The organism is Vibrio sp. GJ43-1, assembly GCF_055808835.1.
The window spans coordinates 3,547,934-3,565,809 of the sequence record NZ_CM147884.1; the positions used below are offsets into that span (position 1 = coordinate 3,547,934).

Annotated in this window: 12 protein-coding genes and 5 pseudogenes; 9 read left to right on the forward strand and 8 right to left on the reverse strand. The window is 45.7% G+C overall.

The genetic code is table 11. From position 1 onward, the window contains the following. Positions 1 to 274: 274 nt before the first annotated feature. The 3 genes and pseudogenes from cadC to AC0L66_RS16985 all read right to left on the reverse strand — a co-directional run bounded on the left by cadC (position 275) and on the right by AC0L66_RS16985 (position 2,657). Positions 275 to 1,872: pseudogene (gene cadC / locus AC0L66_RS16975) on the reverse strand (lysine decarboxylation/transport transcriptional activator CadC). A gap of 172 nt (positions 1,873 to 2,044) precedes the next feature. Next, positions 2,045 to 2,440, reverse strand: a complete 396-nt coding sequence (zntR, locus tag AC0L66_RS16980; RefSeq protein ID WP_265674643.1) for a Zn(2+)-responsive transcriptional regulator — start codon at positions 2,438 to 2,440, stop codon at positions 2,045 to 2,047. A 43-nt stretch (positions 2,441 to 2,483) separates the two neighbouring features. After that, a complete protein-coding gene (locus AC0L66_RS16985) occupies positions 2,484 to 2,657 on the reverse strand; it encodes a hypothetical protein (RefSeq protein WP_265674642.1) in 174 nt (57 codons plus the stop codon). A 79-nt stretch (positions 2,658 to 2,736) separates the two neighbouring features. On the opposite strand from AC0L66_RS16985, the gene purH reads away from it, so the two are divergent. Next, positions 2,737 to 4,347: a bifunctional phosphoribosylaminoimidazolecarboxamide formyltransferase/IMP cyclohydrolase gene (purH, locus tag AC0L66_RS16990; RefSeq protein ID WP_265674641.1), complete on the forward strand. Its 1,611-nt coding sequence runs from the start codon at positions 2,737 to 2,739 to the stop codon at positions 4,345 to 4,347. An 85-nt stretch (positions 4,348 to 4,432) separates the two neighbouring features. Then, positions 4,433 to 5,722: a phosphoribosylamine--glycine ligase gene (gene purD / locus AC0L66_RS16995; RefSeq protein ID WP_265674640.1), complete on the forward strand. Its 1,290-nt coding sequence runs from the start codon at positions 4,433 to 4,435 to the stop codon at positions 5,720 to 5,722. Between the two features lie 84 nt (positions 5,723 to 5,806). Here purD and AC0L66_RS17000 read toward each other — a convergent pair whose 3' ends face one another. Together AC0L66_RS17000 and hupA are read right to left on the reverse strand one after the other, a co-directional pair. Beyond that, positions 5,807 to 6,502 (reverse strand): DUF1481 domain-containing protein, encoded by a 696-nt coding sequence (locus AC0L66_RS17000; protein WP_265674639.1) that lies wholly within the window; start codon positions 6,500 to 6,502, stop codon positions 5,807 to 5,809. A gap of 234 nt (positions 6,503 to 6,736) precedes the next feature. Further along, positions 6,737 to 7,009: a nucleoid-associated protein HU-alpha gene (gene hupA / locus AC0L66_RS17005; protein WP_250618734.1), complete on the reverse strand. Its 273-nt coding sequence runs from the start codon at positions 7,007 to 7,009 to the stop codon at positions 6,737 to 6,739. 320 nt (positions 7,010 to 7,329) lie between these two features. Here hupA and AC0L66_RS17010 point away from each other — a divergent pair. After that, positions 7,330 to 8,464 (forward strand): annotated as a pseudogene (locus AC0L66_RS17010) (CNNM domain-containing protein). A gap of 97 nt (positions 8,465 to 8,561) precedes the next feature. Here AC0L66_RS17010 and AC0L66_RS17015 read toward each other — a convergent pair. Then, entirely contained in the window at positions 8,562 to 10,451 is a 1,890-nt protein-coding gene (locus tag AC0L66_RS17015; RefSeq protein WP_473567984.1) for a putative ATP-dependent zinc protease, read from the reverse strand. A gap of 278 nt (positions 10,452 to 10,729) precedes the next feature. Here AC0L66_RS17015 and AC0L66_RS17020 point away from each other — a divergent pair. Beyond that, positions 10,730 to 13,063, forward strand: a pseudogene (locus AC0L66_RS17020) (Tex family protein). Positions 13,064 to 13,138: 75 nt separating this feature from the next. On the opposite strand, the gene AC0L66_RS17025 reads toward AC0L66_RS17020, so the two are convergent. Continuing rightward, positions 13,139 to 13,588 (reverse strand): ATP-dependent Lon protease, encoded by a 450-nt coding sequence (locus tag AC0L66_RS17025; protein ID WP_265674635.1) that lies wholly within the window; start codon positions 13,586 to 13,588, stop codon positions 13,139 to 13,141. A 243-nt stretch (positions 13,589 to 13,831) separates the two neighbouring features. Continuing rightward, positions 13,832 to 14,529 (reverse strand): annotated as a pseudogene (bioH, locus tag AC0L66_RS17030) (pimeloyl-ACP methyl ester esterase BioH). A gap of 120 nt (positions 14,530 to 14,649) precedes the next feature. Between bioH and AC0L66_RS17035 the strand changes: the two are divergent. From AC0L66_RS17035 to cysQ, 5 genes and pseudogenes are all read left to right on the forward strand, one after another. Continuing rightward, positions 14,650 to 15,234, forward strand: a complete 585-nt coding sequence (locus AC0L66_RS17035; RefSeq protein ID WP_473567986.1) for a ComF family protein — start codon at positions 14,650 to 14,652, stop codon at positions 15,232 to 15,234. 19 nt (positions 15,235 to 15,253) lie between these two features. After that, positions 15,254 to 15,400: a ComF family protein gene (locus tag AC0L66_RS17040; RefSeq protein WP_473567988.1), complete on the forward strand. Its 147-nt coding sequence runs from the start codon at positions 15,254 to 15,256 to the stop codon at positions 15,398 to 15,400. Positions 15,401 to 15,514: 114 nt separating this feature from the next. Beyond that, positions 15,515 to 16,102, forward strand: coding sequence for a Fe-S biogenesis protein NfuA (gene nfuA, locus AC0L66_RS17045; RefSeq protein WP_265674632.1), 588 nt, complete (start codon positions 15,515 to 15,517; stop codon positions 16,100 to 16,102). A 265-nt stretch (positions 16,103 to 16,367) separates the two neighbouring features. Then, positions 16,368 to 16,926, forward strand: a pseudogene (gene nudE / locus AC0L66_RS17050) (ADP compounds hydrolase NudE). Between the two features lie 4 nt (positions 16,927 to 16,930). Continuing rightward, positions 16,931 to 17,755 carry a 3'(2'),5'-bisphosphate nucleotidase CysQ gene (gene cysQ, locus AC0L66_RS17055; RefSeq protein WP_473567990.1) on the forward strand — a complete coding sequence of 275 codons (825 nt, stop codon included), beginning with the start codon at positions 16,931 to 16,933 and terminating at the stop codon, positions 17,753 to 17,755. Positions 17,756 to 17,876 lie beyond the last annotated feature (121 nt).

Below are 17,876 nucleotides of genomic sequence, written 5' to 3' on the forward strand. Positions count from 1 at the left end.
ATAAAAACATTAGCGACAAACAGTTAATCTTGATATAAACCTTATCATCCACAAGAAATAAAAACCTAAAAAAACAAAGAGTTACCAACAAAATCACGTTGACTATAAATCATTATAAAAATATCAAGACGTCAATGTTATCTATGTCTTAGCACAGTCCTGATATCAAGGTTATGGTGACGCCAATAAAAACGCCCTCCACATAGGGAGGGCGTTGAATCATTCTTAGCACGGCACCGCACTTCAAGGTAAATACTTCACCTTATCCGCATTATTACAGGAGACGAACCACAGAAGGGTGAACAGCCCGATACATCGCGTGGTCAATCTGTTTGAGGTTACTCGAAAATACTAAGTTTTCGCACAACAGATACGTTTCTACTGAGGTATCAATATAAAATGCCTCACTGTACGCTTCACTGGCATTATCCAGATCACCCGCAAGCTCGGCATGCTTGCCTTTGATCACATAAGCCAGCACTGAGTCGCGTATCTTTAACGCTTGTTTAAGGTGAGCTTGAGCCTTAGCTTGCTCCCCTAACATGGTTTCGTGTAATGACAATGCCTCATAAATTCGAGGTTGGATCGGACCACTTTCACTAGAGACAAAATGATTAAGCGCCAAACTGAGTTGCGTTAATCTCTCTCCTTTTAACACCTTACTTTCATCAAGAGCTTGCTGGACGTAATAAGCGACTAATAACTCAGACTGAACATAAGCATTATCAGGCTCCGAGGTTAGGATCTGCTCTAACAAGTCAATCGCATACTGAAATTGCTGGTTATCAGACACATTGAGGTAATGATTGGCGCGAATAAACAACGCTAACGCTTCAGGATCATTAGGCACCCCTGACACAGTATTGATCGCTCGCTGCTCTGCATCTTCAATCTTTAAGATTCGCATAAGATCTAACGAACTCTGCTTCAGCACTGACTTAAGATGCTTATTCGCCAACGCGTACTGCCGACTAAACAACACTTTCTCTGAAGAGTTATCCCTATATTCCAATTCAAGAAAGTCTCCGCCATCGTTTTCATCCACTCTAACTAAAACGGTTTTCCCTGGAACAATGCCTGTTTTGAACGCCGTCTTATGTAGCATCACTCGATAGTCGGTGACTCGGGTAATATCTAGCATCAACTTCTGAGCAAACCCATCCGCCAATTCGTAACTACGCCCAAAGCTACGAATCCCATCTTGGTATTCAAACGCGATCAAATGCGTATCAATTACCTGGGTAATACTCACTTCCGACTGCTTATAGGTAAACACCCCTACCGCCGCCACTAATATACCAATCCAAATTGCATTAATAATGCCTAAGCGCCAAGGGCTAAGAAGCGATTTTACTTTAGGTTGTTTAGGGATTTTTTCTTTTGATATAACGCGCGGGTGAGCGGAGCGGCCGGAAAAGCCATCGGCTCTTGTAGTGCTTTTGATTGAGTCTCAACTGGCGGAGAAGTTGGTGTAGTCACAGAGGTGACGTGAGCCACATCCGTTACATTAGCGGCAGATAACGTCCGATATTGATGAAACTGTTCAGGGGTCATAGGGGTGACGGCCGCGACCAGTTTATAACCGCGTTTAGGCACCGTGCCGACATAGTGTAAATTTTCTTCGCGTCCATCGCGCAGAATTTTACGCAACTCAAACACTGATTGAGTCACCACTTGGTCTGTGACAATGGCGCCATCCCAAACATAGCGAATCAGCTCATCGCGACAGTAAACTTGCCCCGAATGTTCAGCTAAAAAAAGTAATAAATTGACTAAGCGTGGTTCAACGGAGACTTCCCTATCTTGTCGATACAGCTTATTTTCATCAACGCTGAGTACCCAGTCATTGATTTGAAAATAGACCTCTACCATATAAATTGTCGTCTCTCACATACCGCATCGCACCCGCCAAATAGCACCACGCTACCAGTAGGAACACGAAGAAAGGCGGGATTATAGTAGCCCTATAGGCATTCACCTACCAAATGCGAATGATCAAACATGCAAACTTAGGTTATTTACCTCCTAACCCGTTTTACCACCGTTATTCCAAAGCCGCCAAGATAGAGCAGTGACTGGCATCATGCTGATGCCCACAACAAGCATCATTGATTTTCTTTAACGCTGAACGGATACGCGTGAGTTCGGCAATTTTCTGGTCGATCACCGCTAATTTAGCAGACGTAATGGCTTTCACTTCTGCACAACTATGTTCTGTCGCTTCCAGCTTTATGCCCAGCAACTCTTTAATTTCATCCAGACTGAGCCCCAACTCTTTGGCTTTCAGTATAAAGTTGACCTGTCTTTGGCTTTCTTCATTGTAAAGCCGATAGCCCGACTCACTGCGCCCCGCAGGAATAATTAGTTGGTTTTTCTCATAAAACCGCAACGTATCCGCCGTCACCTTGCAGCGTTTTGCTAACTCACCTATCTGAAACATAACCTTTTAATTTAACCTCTTCGTTACAATGTCGACCTAAAATCTATTTTTCTACACTTTTTTTTGCGATGCCAAACGATTGCGCGAGCTTTTTTGTAATAGATTGGTTAGAATACGCGCCAACAGCATCAACGATGCTTTTTTGTGCAAGGGTCATTGCCCAAATGGATAATAAGCGCTCTAAACGGCGCTGCAAAGCAATCTGTTTTGGCAACAATCTTTTAGCCGTGAGTAAGCATAATCACAACGCCTACCCACAGCAACGTTAACTCTGTGACTTTGAGGAAGACAGAAGCATGAATAACGCTCGTCCAATTCGCCGCGCTCTTATCAGCGTATCTGACAAAACTGGTATTGTTGAGTTTGCTCAAGCACTCTCGCAACGTGGTGTTGATATCCTTTCTACTGGTGGCACTGCTCGCCTACTTGCTGAGCAAGGCATTGCGGTGACAGAAGTATCCGATTACACAGGATTTCCTGAAATGATGGATGGCCGTGTAAAAACACTGCATCCAAAAGTTCACGGTGGCGTTTTAGGCCGTCGCGGCCAAGATGATGACGTGATGGAAACTCACGGTATTAACCCTATCGATATGGTTGTTGTAAACCTATACCCATTCGCAGAAACCGTTGCTAAAGAAGGTTGTACTCTTGCTGACGCTGTTGAGAACATCGACATCGGTGGACCAACCATGGTTCGCTCTGCAGCTAAAAACCACAAAGACGTAACGATCGTGGTTAACGCACACGACTACGAGCGCGTTGTGGCTGAAATGGACGCGAACGAGAAATCTCTAACGCTAGAGACTCGCTTCGACCTCGCTATCGCAGCATTCGAACACACCGCGTCTTACGACGGCATGATCGCAAACTACTTCGGCACTATGGTTCCATCTTACGGTGCCTCTTTACTTGATGAAGAAGGTAAGAAGGCTGACGAAGCGTCTAAATTCCCTCGTACATTCAACCAACAGTTCGAGAAAAAACAAGACATGCGCTACGGTGAGAACAGCCACCAAGCAGCGGCATTCTACGTTGAAGCAAACCCTGAAGAAGCGTCAGTGTCTACTGCTCGCCAGATTCAAGGTAAAGCACTGTCTTACAACAACATCGCTGACACTGACGCAGCACTTGAGTGTGTGAAAGAATTCGACCAGCCAGCATGTGTGATCGTTAAGCACGCTAACCCATGTGGTGTAGCACTAGGTGAAGACATCCTAGAGGCTTACGACCGTGCATTCAAAACAGACCCAACGTCTGCATTTGGCGGCATCATCGCATTCAACCGTGAACTAGACGCTGCAACAGCAACGGCTATCACAGAGCGTCAATTCGTTGAAGTTATCATTGCACCTTCTGTTTCTGCTGAGGCAGTAGAAATCGTAGCGGCTAAGAAAAACCTTCGCCTACTTGAGTGTGGCGAGTGGACAACTAAGACTACTGGCTTTGACGTGAAACGCGTTAACGGCGGCCTGCTCGTTCAAGACCGCGACCAAGGCATGGTGTCTGAAGATGACCTTAAAGTGGTTTCTAAGCGTCAACCTACAGCAGAAGAGCTAAAAGATGCACTGTTCTGCTGGAAAGTAGCGAAGTACGTGAAATCTAACGCTATCGTTTACTCGAAAGGCGACATGACTATTGGTGTAGGCGCAGGCCAAATGAGCCGCGTTTACTCTGCGAAGATTGCAGGCATCAAAGCGGCAGACGAAGGTCTACAGGTTGAAGGTTGTGTAATGGCATCGGATGCATTCTTCCCATTCCGTGACGGTATCGATGCGGCAGCAGAAGCGGGCATCAAGTGTGTTATCCAACCGGGCGGCTCTATGCGTGATGACGAAGTTATCGCCGCAGCAGACGAACACGGCATGGCGATGATCTTTACGGGCATGCGTCACTTCCGCCACTAATATTTGGTTTATCTAAACGATTAGTAGCTATCGAGCCTCTCAAATTTGAGGGGCTTTTAAGAATTAAAGACTTAAGGATTAAAACATGAACGTATTGATCATCGGTGCTGGCGGTAGAGAACACGCCTTGGGTTGGAAAGCGGCACAAAACCCAAACGTTGAAACCGTATTCATTGCTCCAGGTAACGCAGGTACTGCACTTGAGCCTAAACTTGAGAACGTAAACATCGGTGTTGAAGACATCGCAGGTTTAGTCGCGTTTGCTCAAGAGAAAAAAATCGAACTGACTATCGTCGGCCCTGAAGCACCATTAGTTATTGGTGTGGTTGACGCCTTCCGCGAGGTGGGCCTACCAATATTTGGTCCAACTCAAGCAGCAGCTCAGCTTGAAGGTTCCAAAGCATTCACCAAAGACTTCCTCGCTCGTCATGATATCCCAACGGGTTACTACGCTAACTTCACTGAGATTGAGCCAGCTATTGCTTACGTTCGCGAGCAAGGCGCTCCAATCGTAGTCAAAGCTGATGGTCTTGCGGCTGGTAAAGGCGTTATCGTTGCGATGACGCTTACCGAAGCAGAAGACGCAATCAAAGACATGCTCGCGGGCAACGCATTTGGCGAAGCTGGCAGCCGAGTGGTTATCGAAGAATTCCTTGAAGGCGAAGAAGCAAGCTTCATCGTTATGGTTGACGGTTCTAGCGTTCTTCCTATGGCAACGAGCCAAGATCACAAACGTGTTGGCGACAAAGATACGGGTCCTAATACGGGCGGCATGGGCGCTTACTCTCCTGCGCCAGTTGTGACTCCTGAAATCCATAATCGTATCCTTGAGGAAGTTATCTACCCAACGGTACGTGGTATGGACGCTGAAGGCGCACCTTACACTGGTTTCCTTTACGCAGGCCTAATGATCGATGCTGACGGCACACCTAAGGTTATCGAATACAACTGCCGTTTCGGCGATCCAGAAACGCAACCAATCATGATGCGTATGGAGTCTGACCTTGTTGATCTTTGCCTAATGGCTATCGACGAGAAACTAGACCAAGCAGAATCGAAGTGGGATCCACGCGCTTCTATCGGTGTTGTGCTTGCGGCTGGCGGTTACCCTGCTGACTACGCAAAAGGTGACGTTATTTCACTACCAACAAATGAAGTTGAAGGCCAAAAGGTTTTCCACGCGGGTACGACAAATAACGAAGCGGGCGATGTTGTGACAAACGGTGGTCGTGTACTTTGTGCTACAGCACTAGGTAACACCGTTTCTGAGGCTCAAGAGCGCGCTTACGCGTTGACTAAGCAAGTGAGTTGGAATGGCATGTTCCACCGCAACGACATTGGCTATCGCGCTATTGCTCGCGAGCTAAAAAAGTAGTCTTTATCTAAATCTACTTAACGCTATACCAAGAAAGGCGCCATAACGGCGCCCTTCTTTTATTGAACCAAAGTAGGCTGCTTGCTACTCATTGGCAATTAGATTCGGTCTTTCAATACAATCGGCATCACCTTCAGATAACATCAGTAACTGTTCTACGCGAGCTCCAGTTAAACGCGTACTCCCCAAGAAGGCCACGTAGCTCTCTACCGCCGCTAATCTTTGCACAACGAAGTCTGGCAGTGTTTGCTCAAACTTAATGTTTTGCAAAGCAATACCATTGCAGGTTTCTAATGTTTTACCATCCCAATGCCCTTGAATGAGCTCCAAGCCATCGCTATCTTGCTCTTTAACTCGCTCGGTGAGTAATGTTGCTTCTCGCTGATAGTTCTCAAGTTGAGCCCGTTTGATTGGCAGCACTTTGCCATTGCGACGATACTGCTGGTAAATCGCCTCACCACCTTTATTAAAACGCACGTGGATTCGGTATTCTACGGGTTGATTTGGTGGATCATTTTGCAACCCTTCACGGACAAACTCACGTAACTCACCGCCACTCCATCGATAATTCGACTTATACCAACCGTAGTCATTCATGTTGACGTATTCCGCCGCACTGTACGGCTGAGTCAAACGTTCCGTGTACCAGTAAAGACTAGTGGCATCACCGAGCGTTTGCCCTCCGGTAAACTGCGAGTACTGATTAATACTAGGGGTCGGTGTTGAAGAGCACCCAATTAAGGCAACCGTGAGTATTGATAGCAGTAGCGTCTTTTTCATTTACGTTCTATGACCTCAAATGATCGATACTATCGAGAGAATAAGCAGCGTTTATCGGCAAGTGTGCTCTAGGATAAGACCATAAAAATGGCAGGACGTTCATATAAATTTAGTATCTGAGAAAAGGAAGCATGGGTAAAACAACGAGAGATAAGGCTAGAGCAGGTTTACCAATAATCCTTTTGGGCAGTAATAACAGCACCGATGATAACAACATCATCGGTGCTGCTTTAATTATTTAACTGCGTCTTTAAGCGCTTTGCCTGAAACGAATGCAGGTACGTTAGCAGCAGCGATTTGGATCTCGTCACCCGTTTTAGGGTTACGACCTGTACGTGCAGCACGGTGATTAACTTTAAACGTACCGAAACCAATTAGTTGAACTTGGTCACCTTCACTTAGTGCTTCAGAAACACCTGAAAGCGTTGCTTCAAGAGCTGCTTTTGCTTGTGCTTTAGATAGATCAGCTTTTTCAGCGATAAAGTCGATTAATTGGGTCTTATTCATTAGGTTTCCCTTCTTTCATGTTATCGAATTAAAGCCCACTCTAAATCATAAAGCCCCCATCTGGCAAAGGTTTGTAGAGCATCTTTATCACTAATGATTGAGATTTCGCCATTTTATGAGCATTAACTCACAATTTATTACTCTTAGATTGAATTTGAAACCTTGTAATTTGTGTCATAAAGTCCCATAAAGGCACTGCTGCACAAGTGATAAGCCTGATGAATCCATTGGAGCAGCCCTATTTTATTAACACTCACCAACAATGCACAGGCTGAAGTTTCAGCAAAGTTAGGTTGATGTGTGTACACACTAGGACATAAATGTTTCTCTTAACGGTATATATTTCGGTTGCGATCGGTGTTTCTTTTATCTGTTCGGTATTGGAAGCGGTGCTACTTAGTATTACACCAAGCTACCTTGCTCAGCTGCGACAAAATGAACACCCCGCAGCGGGAAGACTGGCGAAACTAAAAGCCGATATCGATCGCCCACTGGCCTCTATCCTAACGCTCAATACCATCGCTCACACCATTGGTGCTGCAACGGCAGGCGCGCAAGCGGCTGTGGTATTTGGCAGCGAGTGGTTAGGTGTATTTTCAGCAGTACTCACACTTGGCATCTTGGTACTATCGGAGATTGTTCCGAAAACTATCGGGGCAACCTACTGGCGCCAACTCGCGCCATCAGCGGCTAGCACCCTGCGCTGGATGGTATGGGCATTAACGCCATTTGTTTGGTTCTCTGAACAAATCACTAAGCGTCTCGCTCGTGGCCATGAAGCACCTAAAATGCGTGATGAGCTTTCTGCGATGGCATTGCTCGCAAAAGAAAGCGGAGAGTTTGCTGAAGGCGAATCGAATATATTGACGAACATCCTTAATATACAAGATATCCCCGTCACTCACGTGATGACGCCAAGACCGTGTTGTATTTCGTGTACCCGCGGAAATGACGATCAATGAATTTCTCGACCAACACAAAGATACGCCGTTTTCTCGCCCACTGATTTATCGTGAGCAAAAAGACAATATCTTAGGCTTTGTACACCGTCTTGAGCTATTTAAGCTCCAGCAGCAAGGTGCTGGAGAGCAGCAGTTAGGTGCCGTCATGCGCCCTATTCATGTGCTATTTAACACAATAATGCTGCCTAAAGCCTTTGAAAAGATGATGGCTGAACGATTACACATCGCTATCATTGTTGATGAGTACGGCACGATTCAAGGCATTATTACCCTAGAAGATATCTTCGAGCACTTACTCGGTCAGGAGATTGTCGATGAAGCAGACAAGACCACAGACATGCAAGAACTTGCCTCACAACGCTGGGAGCATTGGAAAGAGAAGCATAGCATGATTGATGGTTCTGATGAGGACGATGAAGAGCTTAAGGACAAACCTTCGGATAAGCCTGCAGAGACCCCTGAAAAGAAAGACTCTGACCAATCTCCGTCATAGCTTCTAGCTTTATAACGATACCAAAAAGCGCCAGTGAGAAGCCTCACTGGCGCTTTTTTATTTTACGGCGATTTCTTATTCTATCGATAACGTAGTTTTAGTGACTACCAATCTCGTTACCAAGTAAAAAGTTTTCATCACTACTCACCACTACCCCATACTTGAGGAAGTTTTTACCCAAAATCATGCTGTAATGAAAGCGAGAACGGTCTTGTAGATTCACTCTTATGGTTTTCTCCACATCCCCTAACTTCACTCTCATGTCAACAACAGGGCGGACATTGGCTTTTTCACCTTGCTTGGCCTTGATACGCATAACGTCGACCACTTCACGAGTAAACGTCTGCTTCATCCCCATGTCATTGGCATAGGTAAATGTCACCATGTTTTTACCATCTTTCTCAAACTGTTTGATATCCAGTGCATTCATCGAACTCACATCAGCACCAGTGTCTAATTTAACTGGAAATTGTAGCCCTTCGACGGTTGCATTCTCAATATGTCCCGCCGTGAATACAGGGTACGCATCAAGCAAATTTTCACTACGTGTATTCACTAATACGCCGGACTTCTTGGCTTTCTTGCCAATGACAAAATACGGCTGGTCGCCTTCGTCACTATCCAGCGCCTCTAAAGCAAATTCAACATTAACGTCTTTGCCTCCCACAATGAACTCACCATCTACAACGGGTCTCACCGTGTCACCCACTTTAATTTTTCGCAAAATGGTTTTACGAATAATCTCATCATTTCCAAGATCATTAGAGAGGTAGTACTCAACTTTATCTCGCCCTTTCGCCTCAATCATTTCAAAGCTGGCGACCTTAAGCAAAGGGGTGCTAACTGTAAAAGAAGGCTCAGCATCCAATTTGTGCCCATCTAAAATCAATGTTTCAACCGGAGAAACAACAAGTGGGCTGTCACTCATTCGCGCTTTAAAGCTTTGCTTTTTCTTTGTCAGTTTATTCTTAGCTTGAGTGTCGATAATGAAATGCTGATTTATCGTATTCAAACCTAGACGCAATTGAGTGCTATTTTTCGAACGGTCTTTTAGATAGACCAAAATTGGCTGCTCAAATTCTTTTTCCCCTTTAAAGGTCACATAAACCATTGGGTACTCATTATCGCCCATCGACAACATCTTCACCAAAGGATACGTCACCGATTTTGATTCCTTATCCTTACCCACTAAATCAAAAGTAACACTGCCGTCTTTTTGGTTCACTTGAATATTCTGTGCGTTCAAGATACTGTAATTATTCTTGAGTGAAAGGCTCACATCGACATTCACGCCGTCTACAGAACCCACTTCGCGACGACCAATCACCTGCGCGTCTTTCTGCGCTTGCAAATAATCATACCCAGCCATCACCCAAGCGTTATTGGCTAAGAAAGTTTTGCCAATTAAAATAGGCGCACTAAATCCACTGCGATCGGTCAGGTTTACTTCTGTTTCAACGGTTTTTCCCGCAATGGTCATTGGAAGGGTCACTACCGGACGATAGATTGGGGTGCTGCTGGTGCGGCTTCGAATCACACTCGTTCTCGTCAACGGACGTTCCAATGTGATTTTTTCACCGGTGTAAGGGTGGCGTACTGAAAAGCGTACAATGCCTTGGAAGTTACGCTGTTCATTGTCAAACTCTTCTAGCCACCAGTCGCTCGCTGAGCCACCATATTCATCGACAATGGTTTGCAGCAGCTTTTCATTGCTGAGCCCTTGATATTTAGGGTTGTTACTGATGACTTCAATATCCTCAGCATGCATCGAAGTCGTGTCAGCACCGGTGTCAATTTTTCCGACAAATGGTACGCCTTCTAATGCTTCAATACCTTGATAATAAACACTTTCAACACGACCTAAGACGATCTTATTCTCGATCGTGAGTAGCGGTGCTTGAGTCGTAGAAAGATCAGGTGCAGCCATTGCCCACCCACTGGTCATAGAGGCAAGAATTAACGCCAATTTAATTGCTGATTTCTTCATTATAATACATCCATTCACTGACCGACCGACTAATGGTATCCAATTCATATAAGACAACGAGCATCCTAATTTCTCCCTGCCTTCTTTTAACTTTACAGAAAACTAACGGAATATCCACGCGCATATCAATAAATTAGCAAATCTACAGCTATTTTCACCTCTGTCATGCAGAGAAAAATGACGGAGCAATTGCAAACTTGCTTTCGAGCCCTTATATCCTAAAGATATCAAGGAAGGGAGCATTCCTTTCTCTCACATAACAAAAAGAGAATACACGGATGAGCCACGCTATCTGTCAACTGATTGCTAAAGAGCTGAACGTCAGCCCAAAGCAAGTAGAAGCTGCTGTCACACTGATTGATGACGGTAATACTGTTCCTTTTATCGCTCGCTATCGGAAAGAAGTCACGGGGGGGCTTGATGATACTCAGCTTCGCTCACTGGATTCGCGCCTGAGCTACTTACGAGAGCTCGACGACCGACGTCAAACCATCCTTAAATCCATTGATGAACAAGGTAAGCTCACCGCCTCATTGGCCAATGAAATTAATGAAGTTGACAGTAAGACTCGTCTTGAAGATCTCTACTTACCTTACAAACCAAAACGTCGCACTAAAGGACAAATTGCTATTGAGGTTGCTGTTTAGAGCCGCTCGCTGATCGCCTTTGGTTGCAGCCAGATAATGAGCCTGAAAGTTCGGCTCAGCGCTATATTGACGCTGCAAAAGGCATTGCAGATAGCAAAGCAGCGCTTGATGGTGCCCGTGCCATTATTATGGAACGCATCGCAGAAGACGCGAGCTTACTCGATAAGGTTCGCCGCTATTTAACCAGCCATGCGGAGCTCACCTCTCGCGTGATCGCGGGTAAAGAAAGTGAAGGTGAAAAATTCAAAGATTACTTCGAGCACAATGAAGCGATTAGCAAAGTACCTTCTCATCGAGCGCTCGCCATGCTGCGCGGCCGAAATGAAGGCTACCTGCAACTTTCCCTCAACGCTGATCCAGCAAATGAGGAGAAAGTAAGAGAATCATACTGTGAGACCCTGATTGCCCAGCACTATGGCATTCACCTTAGTACCGCGGCTGCCGACGTTTGGCGCAAACAAGTTATCAGCTGGTCATGGCGTATCAAAGTATCGATGCACATGGAAACAGAATTAATGGGCGCGCTAAAAGAACGCTCTGAAGTCGAGGCTATTGAGGTTTTCGCGACGAACCTAAAAGACTTACTTATGGCGGCACCTGCGGGTCCTCGCGCCACGCTTGGTTTAGACCCAGGTTTACGAACTGGCTGTAAAGTTGCGGTGGTAGATGCCACTGGTAAGGTTTTGGCCACCGATGTTATTTATCCTCACGTGCCGCAAAAGCAATACGATAAATCTGCACACATCATCGATAAGCTTATCCAACAATTTAATGTTGATCTCATTGCTATCGGTAACGGCACCGCATCACGTGAAACCGATAGCTTTGCCGCTGACGTGATTAAACGTGGCAACCATAAAGTACAAAAAATCATTGTCAGTGAAGCGGGTGCATCGGTCTATTCGGCTTCAGAACTCGCAGCAAAAGAGTTTCCGAACATGGATGTCTCTCTACGTGGCGCAGTGTCCATTGCTCGCCGACTGCAAGACCCACTCGCAGAGTTGGTAAAAATTGACCCTAAGTCAATTGGTGTGGGTCAATACCAGCACGATGTTAGCCAAACCATGCTCGCAAAGCGCCTTGATGCAGTGGTTGAGGACTGTGTAAATGCGGTAGGGGTCGACGTTAATACAGCATCATCCGCCTTGCTCACCAGAGTCGCAGGCTTATCAACAACCTTGGCGCAAAACATTGTCGACTACCGTGATGAGCACGGCCGTTTTGACGCTCGTACTACGCTCAAAAAAAGTCGCTCGTTTAGGGCCAAAAGCATTTGAGCAATGTGCTGGCTTCTTACGCATAATGGATGGTAAGAACCCATTAGATGCCTCTTCTGTTCACCCAGAGGCCTACCCCGTAGTCAAAACGATTGCTGAAAAAACGCATCGCCCATTGAATTCATTACTCGGCGACAGTGCTTTTCTAACGTCATTGAGTGCCATCGATTACACCAATGATGTTTTTGGTTTACCCACCGTCACTGACATCATCAAAGAACTCGACAAACCTGGCCGAGATCCAAGACCAGAGTTTAAAACGGCGACGTTTGCAGAAGGGGTGAACACCGTTGCTGATTTAGAGCCAGGAATGATTCTGGAAGGTGTTGTCTCGAATGTCGCCAATTTTGGTGCCTTCGTCGATATTGGTGTGCACCAAGATGGCTTAGTTCATATTTCAGCATTGACCGATCGCTATGTTTCAGACCCTCGCGAAGTGGTGAAAGCGGGCGATATTGTCAAAGTAAAGGTTATGGAAGTGGATGCGGCTCGAAAACGTATCGGACTTTCCATGCGCCTGAACGACGAGCCAGGACAAGATAATCGAACCTCTCGCTCGGGCGGTCAAAATAACAAGACGACTTCTACGACAAAAACCGCTTCTAAGCCGCGTCAGCCGCGAGCAGATAACGGTGGCAATGCGATGGGTGGAGCCTTCGCGGCTGCGTTTGCTAAAGCAAAAAAATAACCGCAATCCATCGTCATCCTCATGCCCGTAATAAAAAGGGCATGGATAATAAAAAGAGCACAATTTGTGCTCTTTTTACGTGACCGCAATAATATCAGAGGGCGTATTCGGCGCAACCGCATGGCCATAATGGTAGCGAATAACGGTACGTCGCTTTGCCATTCTCCCTTCCATAATGGCCGCTTTGAGTATTTTTTGCGGTAAGCGAAAACGCATTGCGTATCCTTTTCCTTGTGACGCACTGTAGGTATTCAATGCCAACAGCTGAAACAAACGTTGAATAGGATCGCTTGTGGAACGCGGCTCATTATCGTCGTCATATTCGGGATGCTCAGCCGGATCCCAAGCATTTCGTTTGCGCCGCTTTTCCTCTTCATTAATACGACGTTCCGCATTGGTTCTTGCAAGCTCAACCGTAGGGATAATTGGCTCACGAACCTTATTATCACGGGCTGCTTGCTCTGTTTGTGGATTAACAGAAGAAGCCACCACAGGCGCACTGATGTTATTGGGCGACACTATCACTTATCACTCTCCTCTCAATTGAGTGAAAATAACTAATACTGCACAATTTAGTGGGTTACAAATGACGACGTATCATTCACATTTATGCATGCGACGTAATACGCCAACCATAGAGCAATAGCCGCTTAGATTTATAGGCTGCTATTACAATTTAAAACATACTGTCTCTTTATCGTATCGGAATATTTGTGAAAATCTTTACCTAATTAGAATAAAAAACCAACACATTTATGGTTTGTCGAACTAGAGGAGAGACTTTAGCTTTCCGACAAAGTTATCTAATTCAGTAATAAAGGGAGCATGAGAGGAACCAGTAAACACATGAGAATCATGTGCACTCATTTCAGAGTCCAGCACATCAGCGACTTTCACTGGTACTACAGCCATCTAGGCGACCATACCAACGATGAACCGGGATATCGATTTCTCGTAAAGCTTGACGTAGGTCTAAACTCCCTAGCCAATCTAAACCTAAATGAAGCGCCTCCGGTGCTCGAAGCGATTGGACGAGATAAAACCGCCTCTTTCAACTGTTTTACATCCTTGCGAGCACTAGGACTCCCCATCGCTTGCAGTGCCATAAAGCGCTCAATCGTTAAGGTAAAATTCGCGGACAACTGCTCAGTGAAGGCATTCAACACCTCATGCTTTATCCCTCTCCATGGTAATTGTTGCGAAAATTTCGGGGAGCTCGCTAACGTCACTAATTGTGCAACACGATCTGGATGCTGATTGGCAATCTGTGTGGCCACCAGCCCTCCAAGCGACCACCCTAACCAAATCGCTCTCGATGGCGCGCCTTCTAGGACAAGGGTTATCAAGTCAGAAAATGATTGGCATGACACTTCACCACTTAAGCCGTAACCGGGTAGATCCACGACATGTACCGTGAAGCTGTCTTTTAATTTCGGTATGCACTGCTCCCAGACCGCACCATTCATCCCCCAACCATGGATCAAAACCAAATCAGGGCCTTGCCCTTCTGTTTGCCAGTGCACTTTCACATCTTGACTCACATTTTCTCCTACTGAATTACAACTTTCTCGATTGAATTTTGCTTCATGCTAATCGCTATCTTACAAACCTCAACGGGTAGCGTCATGCATAATTTTACTCCCATACGTAAGCGATGCCATATATGCGGCCTTGGCATCCCTCATTCGCTTGGTCATAATCTTTGGTGCCACTATTGCCAGTCTTATATCGAAGATGACACACTACGCTGCCTGCGCTGCGCCTTGCCGATTCTCAGTGCACAATGTCTCAATGAACAATTTCTCGATGAACAGTCAGTATGTGGTGAATGCCTCAAATTGCCGCCACCATGGCAAAGGATGGTTTGTTTAGGGGACTATCAATTTCCGCTTTCACTCTTTATTCAAAAAATAAAACATCAACGTCAGTTTTGGTTATTGCCGCCACTTATACAAAAACTCCAGCAACGCATTCCAGACCCCGCTCCGGTACTCATTCCTGTGCCAATGATCTGGCATCAAGAACTATGGCGAGGCTTTAACCTCAGCTATTTAATGGCAAAACAAATGCACGCCTTGTGGCCTAACAGCTATCTAGGAGAACAGGTGTTTCATAAACGAATGAATACACCGACACAAAAATCACTTAACGTAGCAAGCAAGACTCAATAACGTAGGCAAGGCCTTCACTTTGCAACATGCCCCCACAGCCAAACATGTTGCCATTATTGATGATGTGGTCACAACTGGCGCGACGGTTAAGCATTTAAGCCAATTATTACTTGAAGTGGGCGTAGAAAAAATTGATATTTACTGTCTGTGCCGCACGCCAAATTAATTCACTGCACTCGACGACACATATTGTACGAGCCGTGAGCAAAAAATTTTGGCATCCTCTTGGTTCAAGAGTAGAATAGCGGTAATAACCTACAAAATTACTCGGGTACTCGTCGTGTCAAATCCAATTACTATTACAGAAAGTGCACAAAGCCACTTTTCAAAACTTCTGGCACAACAGCCAGAAGGTACCAGCATCCGCGTCTTCGTTGTGAACCCAGGAACACAAAATGCAGAGTGTGGTGTGTCATATTGCCCACCAGAAGCCGTTGAAAGCAACGATACTGAATTCAAATACGAAGTCCTAACAGCCTACGTTGATGAGCTTTCGCTGCCATTTCTTGAAGATGCTGAAATTGATTTTGTCACTGACAAAATGGGCTCTCAACTGACGCTAAAAGCGCCAAATGCAAAAATGCGCAAAGTCTCTGATGATGCTCCGCTAATGGAACGTGTTGAGTACGCGATTCAAACACAAGTTAATCCGCAATTAGCAGGCCATGGTGGTCACGTTAGCCTAATGGAAATTACGCCAGAGGGGATTGCTATCGTTCAGTTTGGCGGCGGCTGTAATGGCTGTTCCATGGTCGACGTCACACTAAAAGAAGGCATCGAAAAGCAACTGCTTGAAGAGTTTTCTGGTGAGTTAAGCGCGGTTCGTGACATGACCGAGCACGATCGTGGCGAGCACTCTTACTACTAATACCACCCAATAGGTGGCTTACCATCGAGTAAGACAGTAATGCGCTAAAGCGGCGCGTAACGTTAACCTTTACGCGCCGCTTTTATTTTTCTTCACCACCGCATCGCAGATTATCCCCCCTTCCCTAGCAAACTCAAACACGACACCCACCATAAGTAATTGTCACAGAACCTAGCATCTTGAAGTTACTTAGGTATATATTAACCACTACAATCAATGCTTCGCGATGGTCTCGCTATCATTGCACATGCTAAGGAGAACCCCCATGCCGTCCAAACAAGGACCTGAAATCTTAGCCCAACAAACCGTCGCTGAATCTAGGCTCTTTTAAAATAGAAGCGCTAGACTTACAGTTTTCAAATGGGACTAAGCGAACCTACGAACGCATGAAGCCCAGTGGGCGAAATGCCGTTATGATGGTTCCAATCACCGAGCATGGCGATATTCTATTAGTTCGTGAGTACGCAGCAGGCACCGAGCGTTATGAGTTGGGGTTCCCTAAAGGCCTTATCGACCCGGGTGAAGAAGCAGAACAAGCGGCCGTACGTGAACTTAAAGAAGAAATCGGTTTTGGTGCTCGTACTCTAACACCACTCAAAGACGTTATTTTAGCGCCGTCTTACTTCTCTAGCCGCATGACACTTTTCGTCGCACAAGATCTTTACCCAGAAAAGCTCGAAGGCGATGAACCAGAGCCTCTGGAAGTAATTAAGTGGCCACTTGCTCAAGCCGATGAATTACTCACGCACATCGACTTTTCTGAAGCCCGCAGCATCACTGCGCTATTGTTAATGCTAAGACTAAAATCCACTCTGGGGCTGTAATGTAATGACTCTCAATCACGATCTCTCCCATCATTTGCCTGACGTCATTGAAATAGCACGCTCTGCTGGGCAGCTCATTCTCGATATATATGAAAAAAATGACTACGAATCCTATACCAAGGACAACGATACACCCGTCACCAGCGCGGATTTAGCGGCCCATAAATTGATTATGGAGCAATTGTCTCAACTTACCCCAAACATCCCAGTTTTGTCGGAAGAAGCCGCTGATATCAGCTTAGAGCAACGCTCCCAGTGGCGAGAATATTGGTTAGTCGATCCCTTAGACGGGACACAAGAGTTCATTGCTCGCAGCGGCGACTTTGCCACTATTATCGCCTTGGTTCGTGATAACAAGCCTATCATGGGCGTCGTTTATGCTCCCGTGTCTGGTGTGACCTATTACGCTTATCAGGGTAAAGGGGCGTGGAAAATTCCTGAAATGGATGAGAGTTTAAGAATTAAAGTGCACACGCATGAAGTGGCTAGCCACGCGATTTCTATTGCTATTAGCCGTAGACAGAACATCAATCGTGTGACAGAAAAAATGAGTAGCGCATGGAATTATGACTTAGTCCCTCTAGGCTCCGCCGCCCTGAAAGCATGCTTTGTCGCAGAAGGCGCTGTCGATTGTTATTTAAGACTCGGGCCTACCGGAGAGTGGGACACGGCGGCGACACAATGTATTGTTGAAGAAGCGGGAGGGGCCATTCTTAGCACTCAACTCGCGCCGCTTTCCTATAACTTAAGAGAAACGTTAGAAAATCCCAACTTCATCGTGATTGGTGATCAAGCTCTGCCTTGGGGCGATATTCTTATTAAAGAGTAACCTCCCTCTAGTGGCAATGACTTACACTCAAGTATCAATATCAAAAAAGGCCACACTATAAATGTAAAAAAGGCGGTAACCACCGCCTTTTTATTGTACCTGTAGCGTTAGATGAATAACT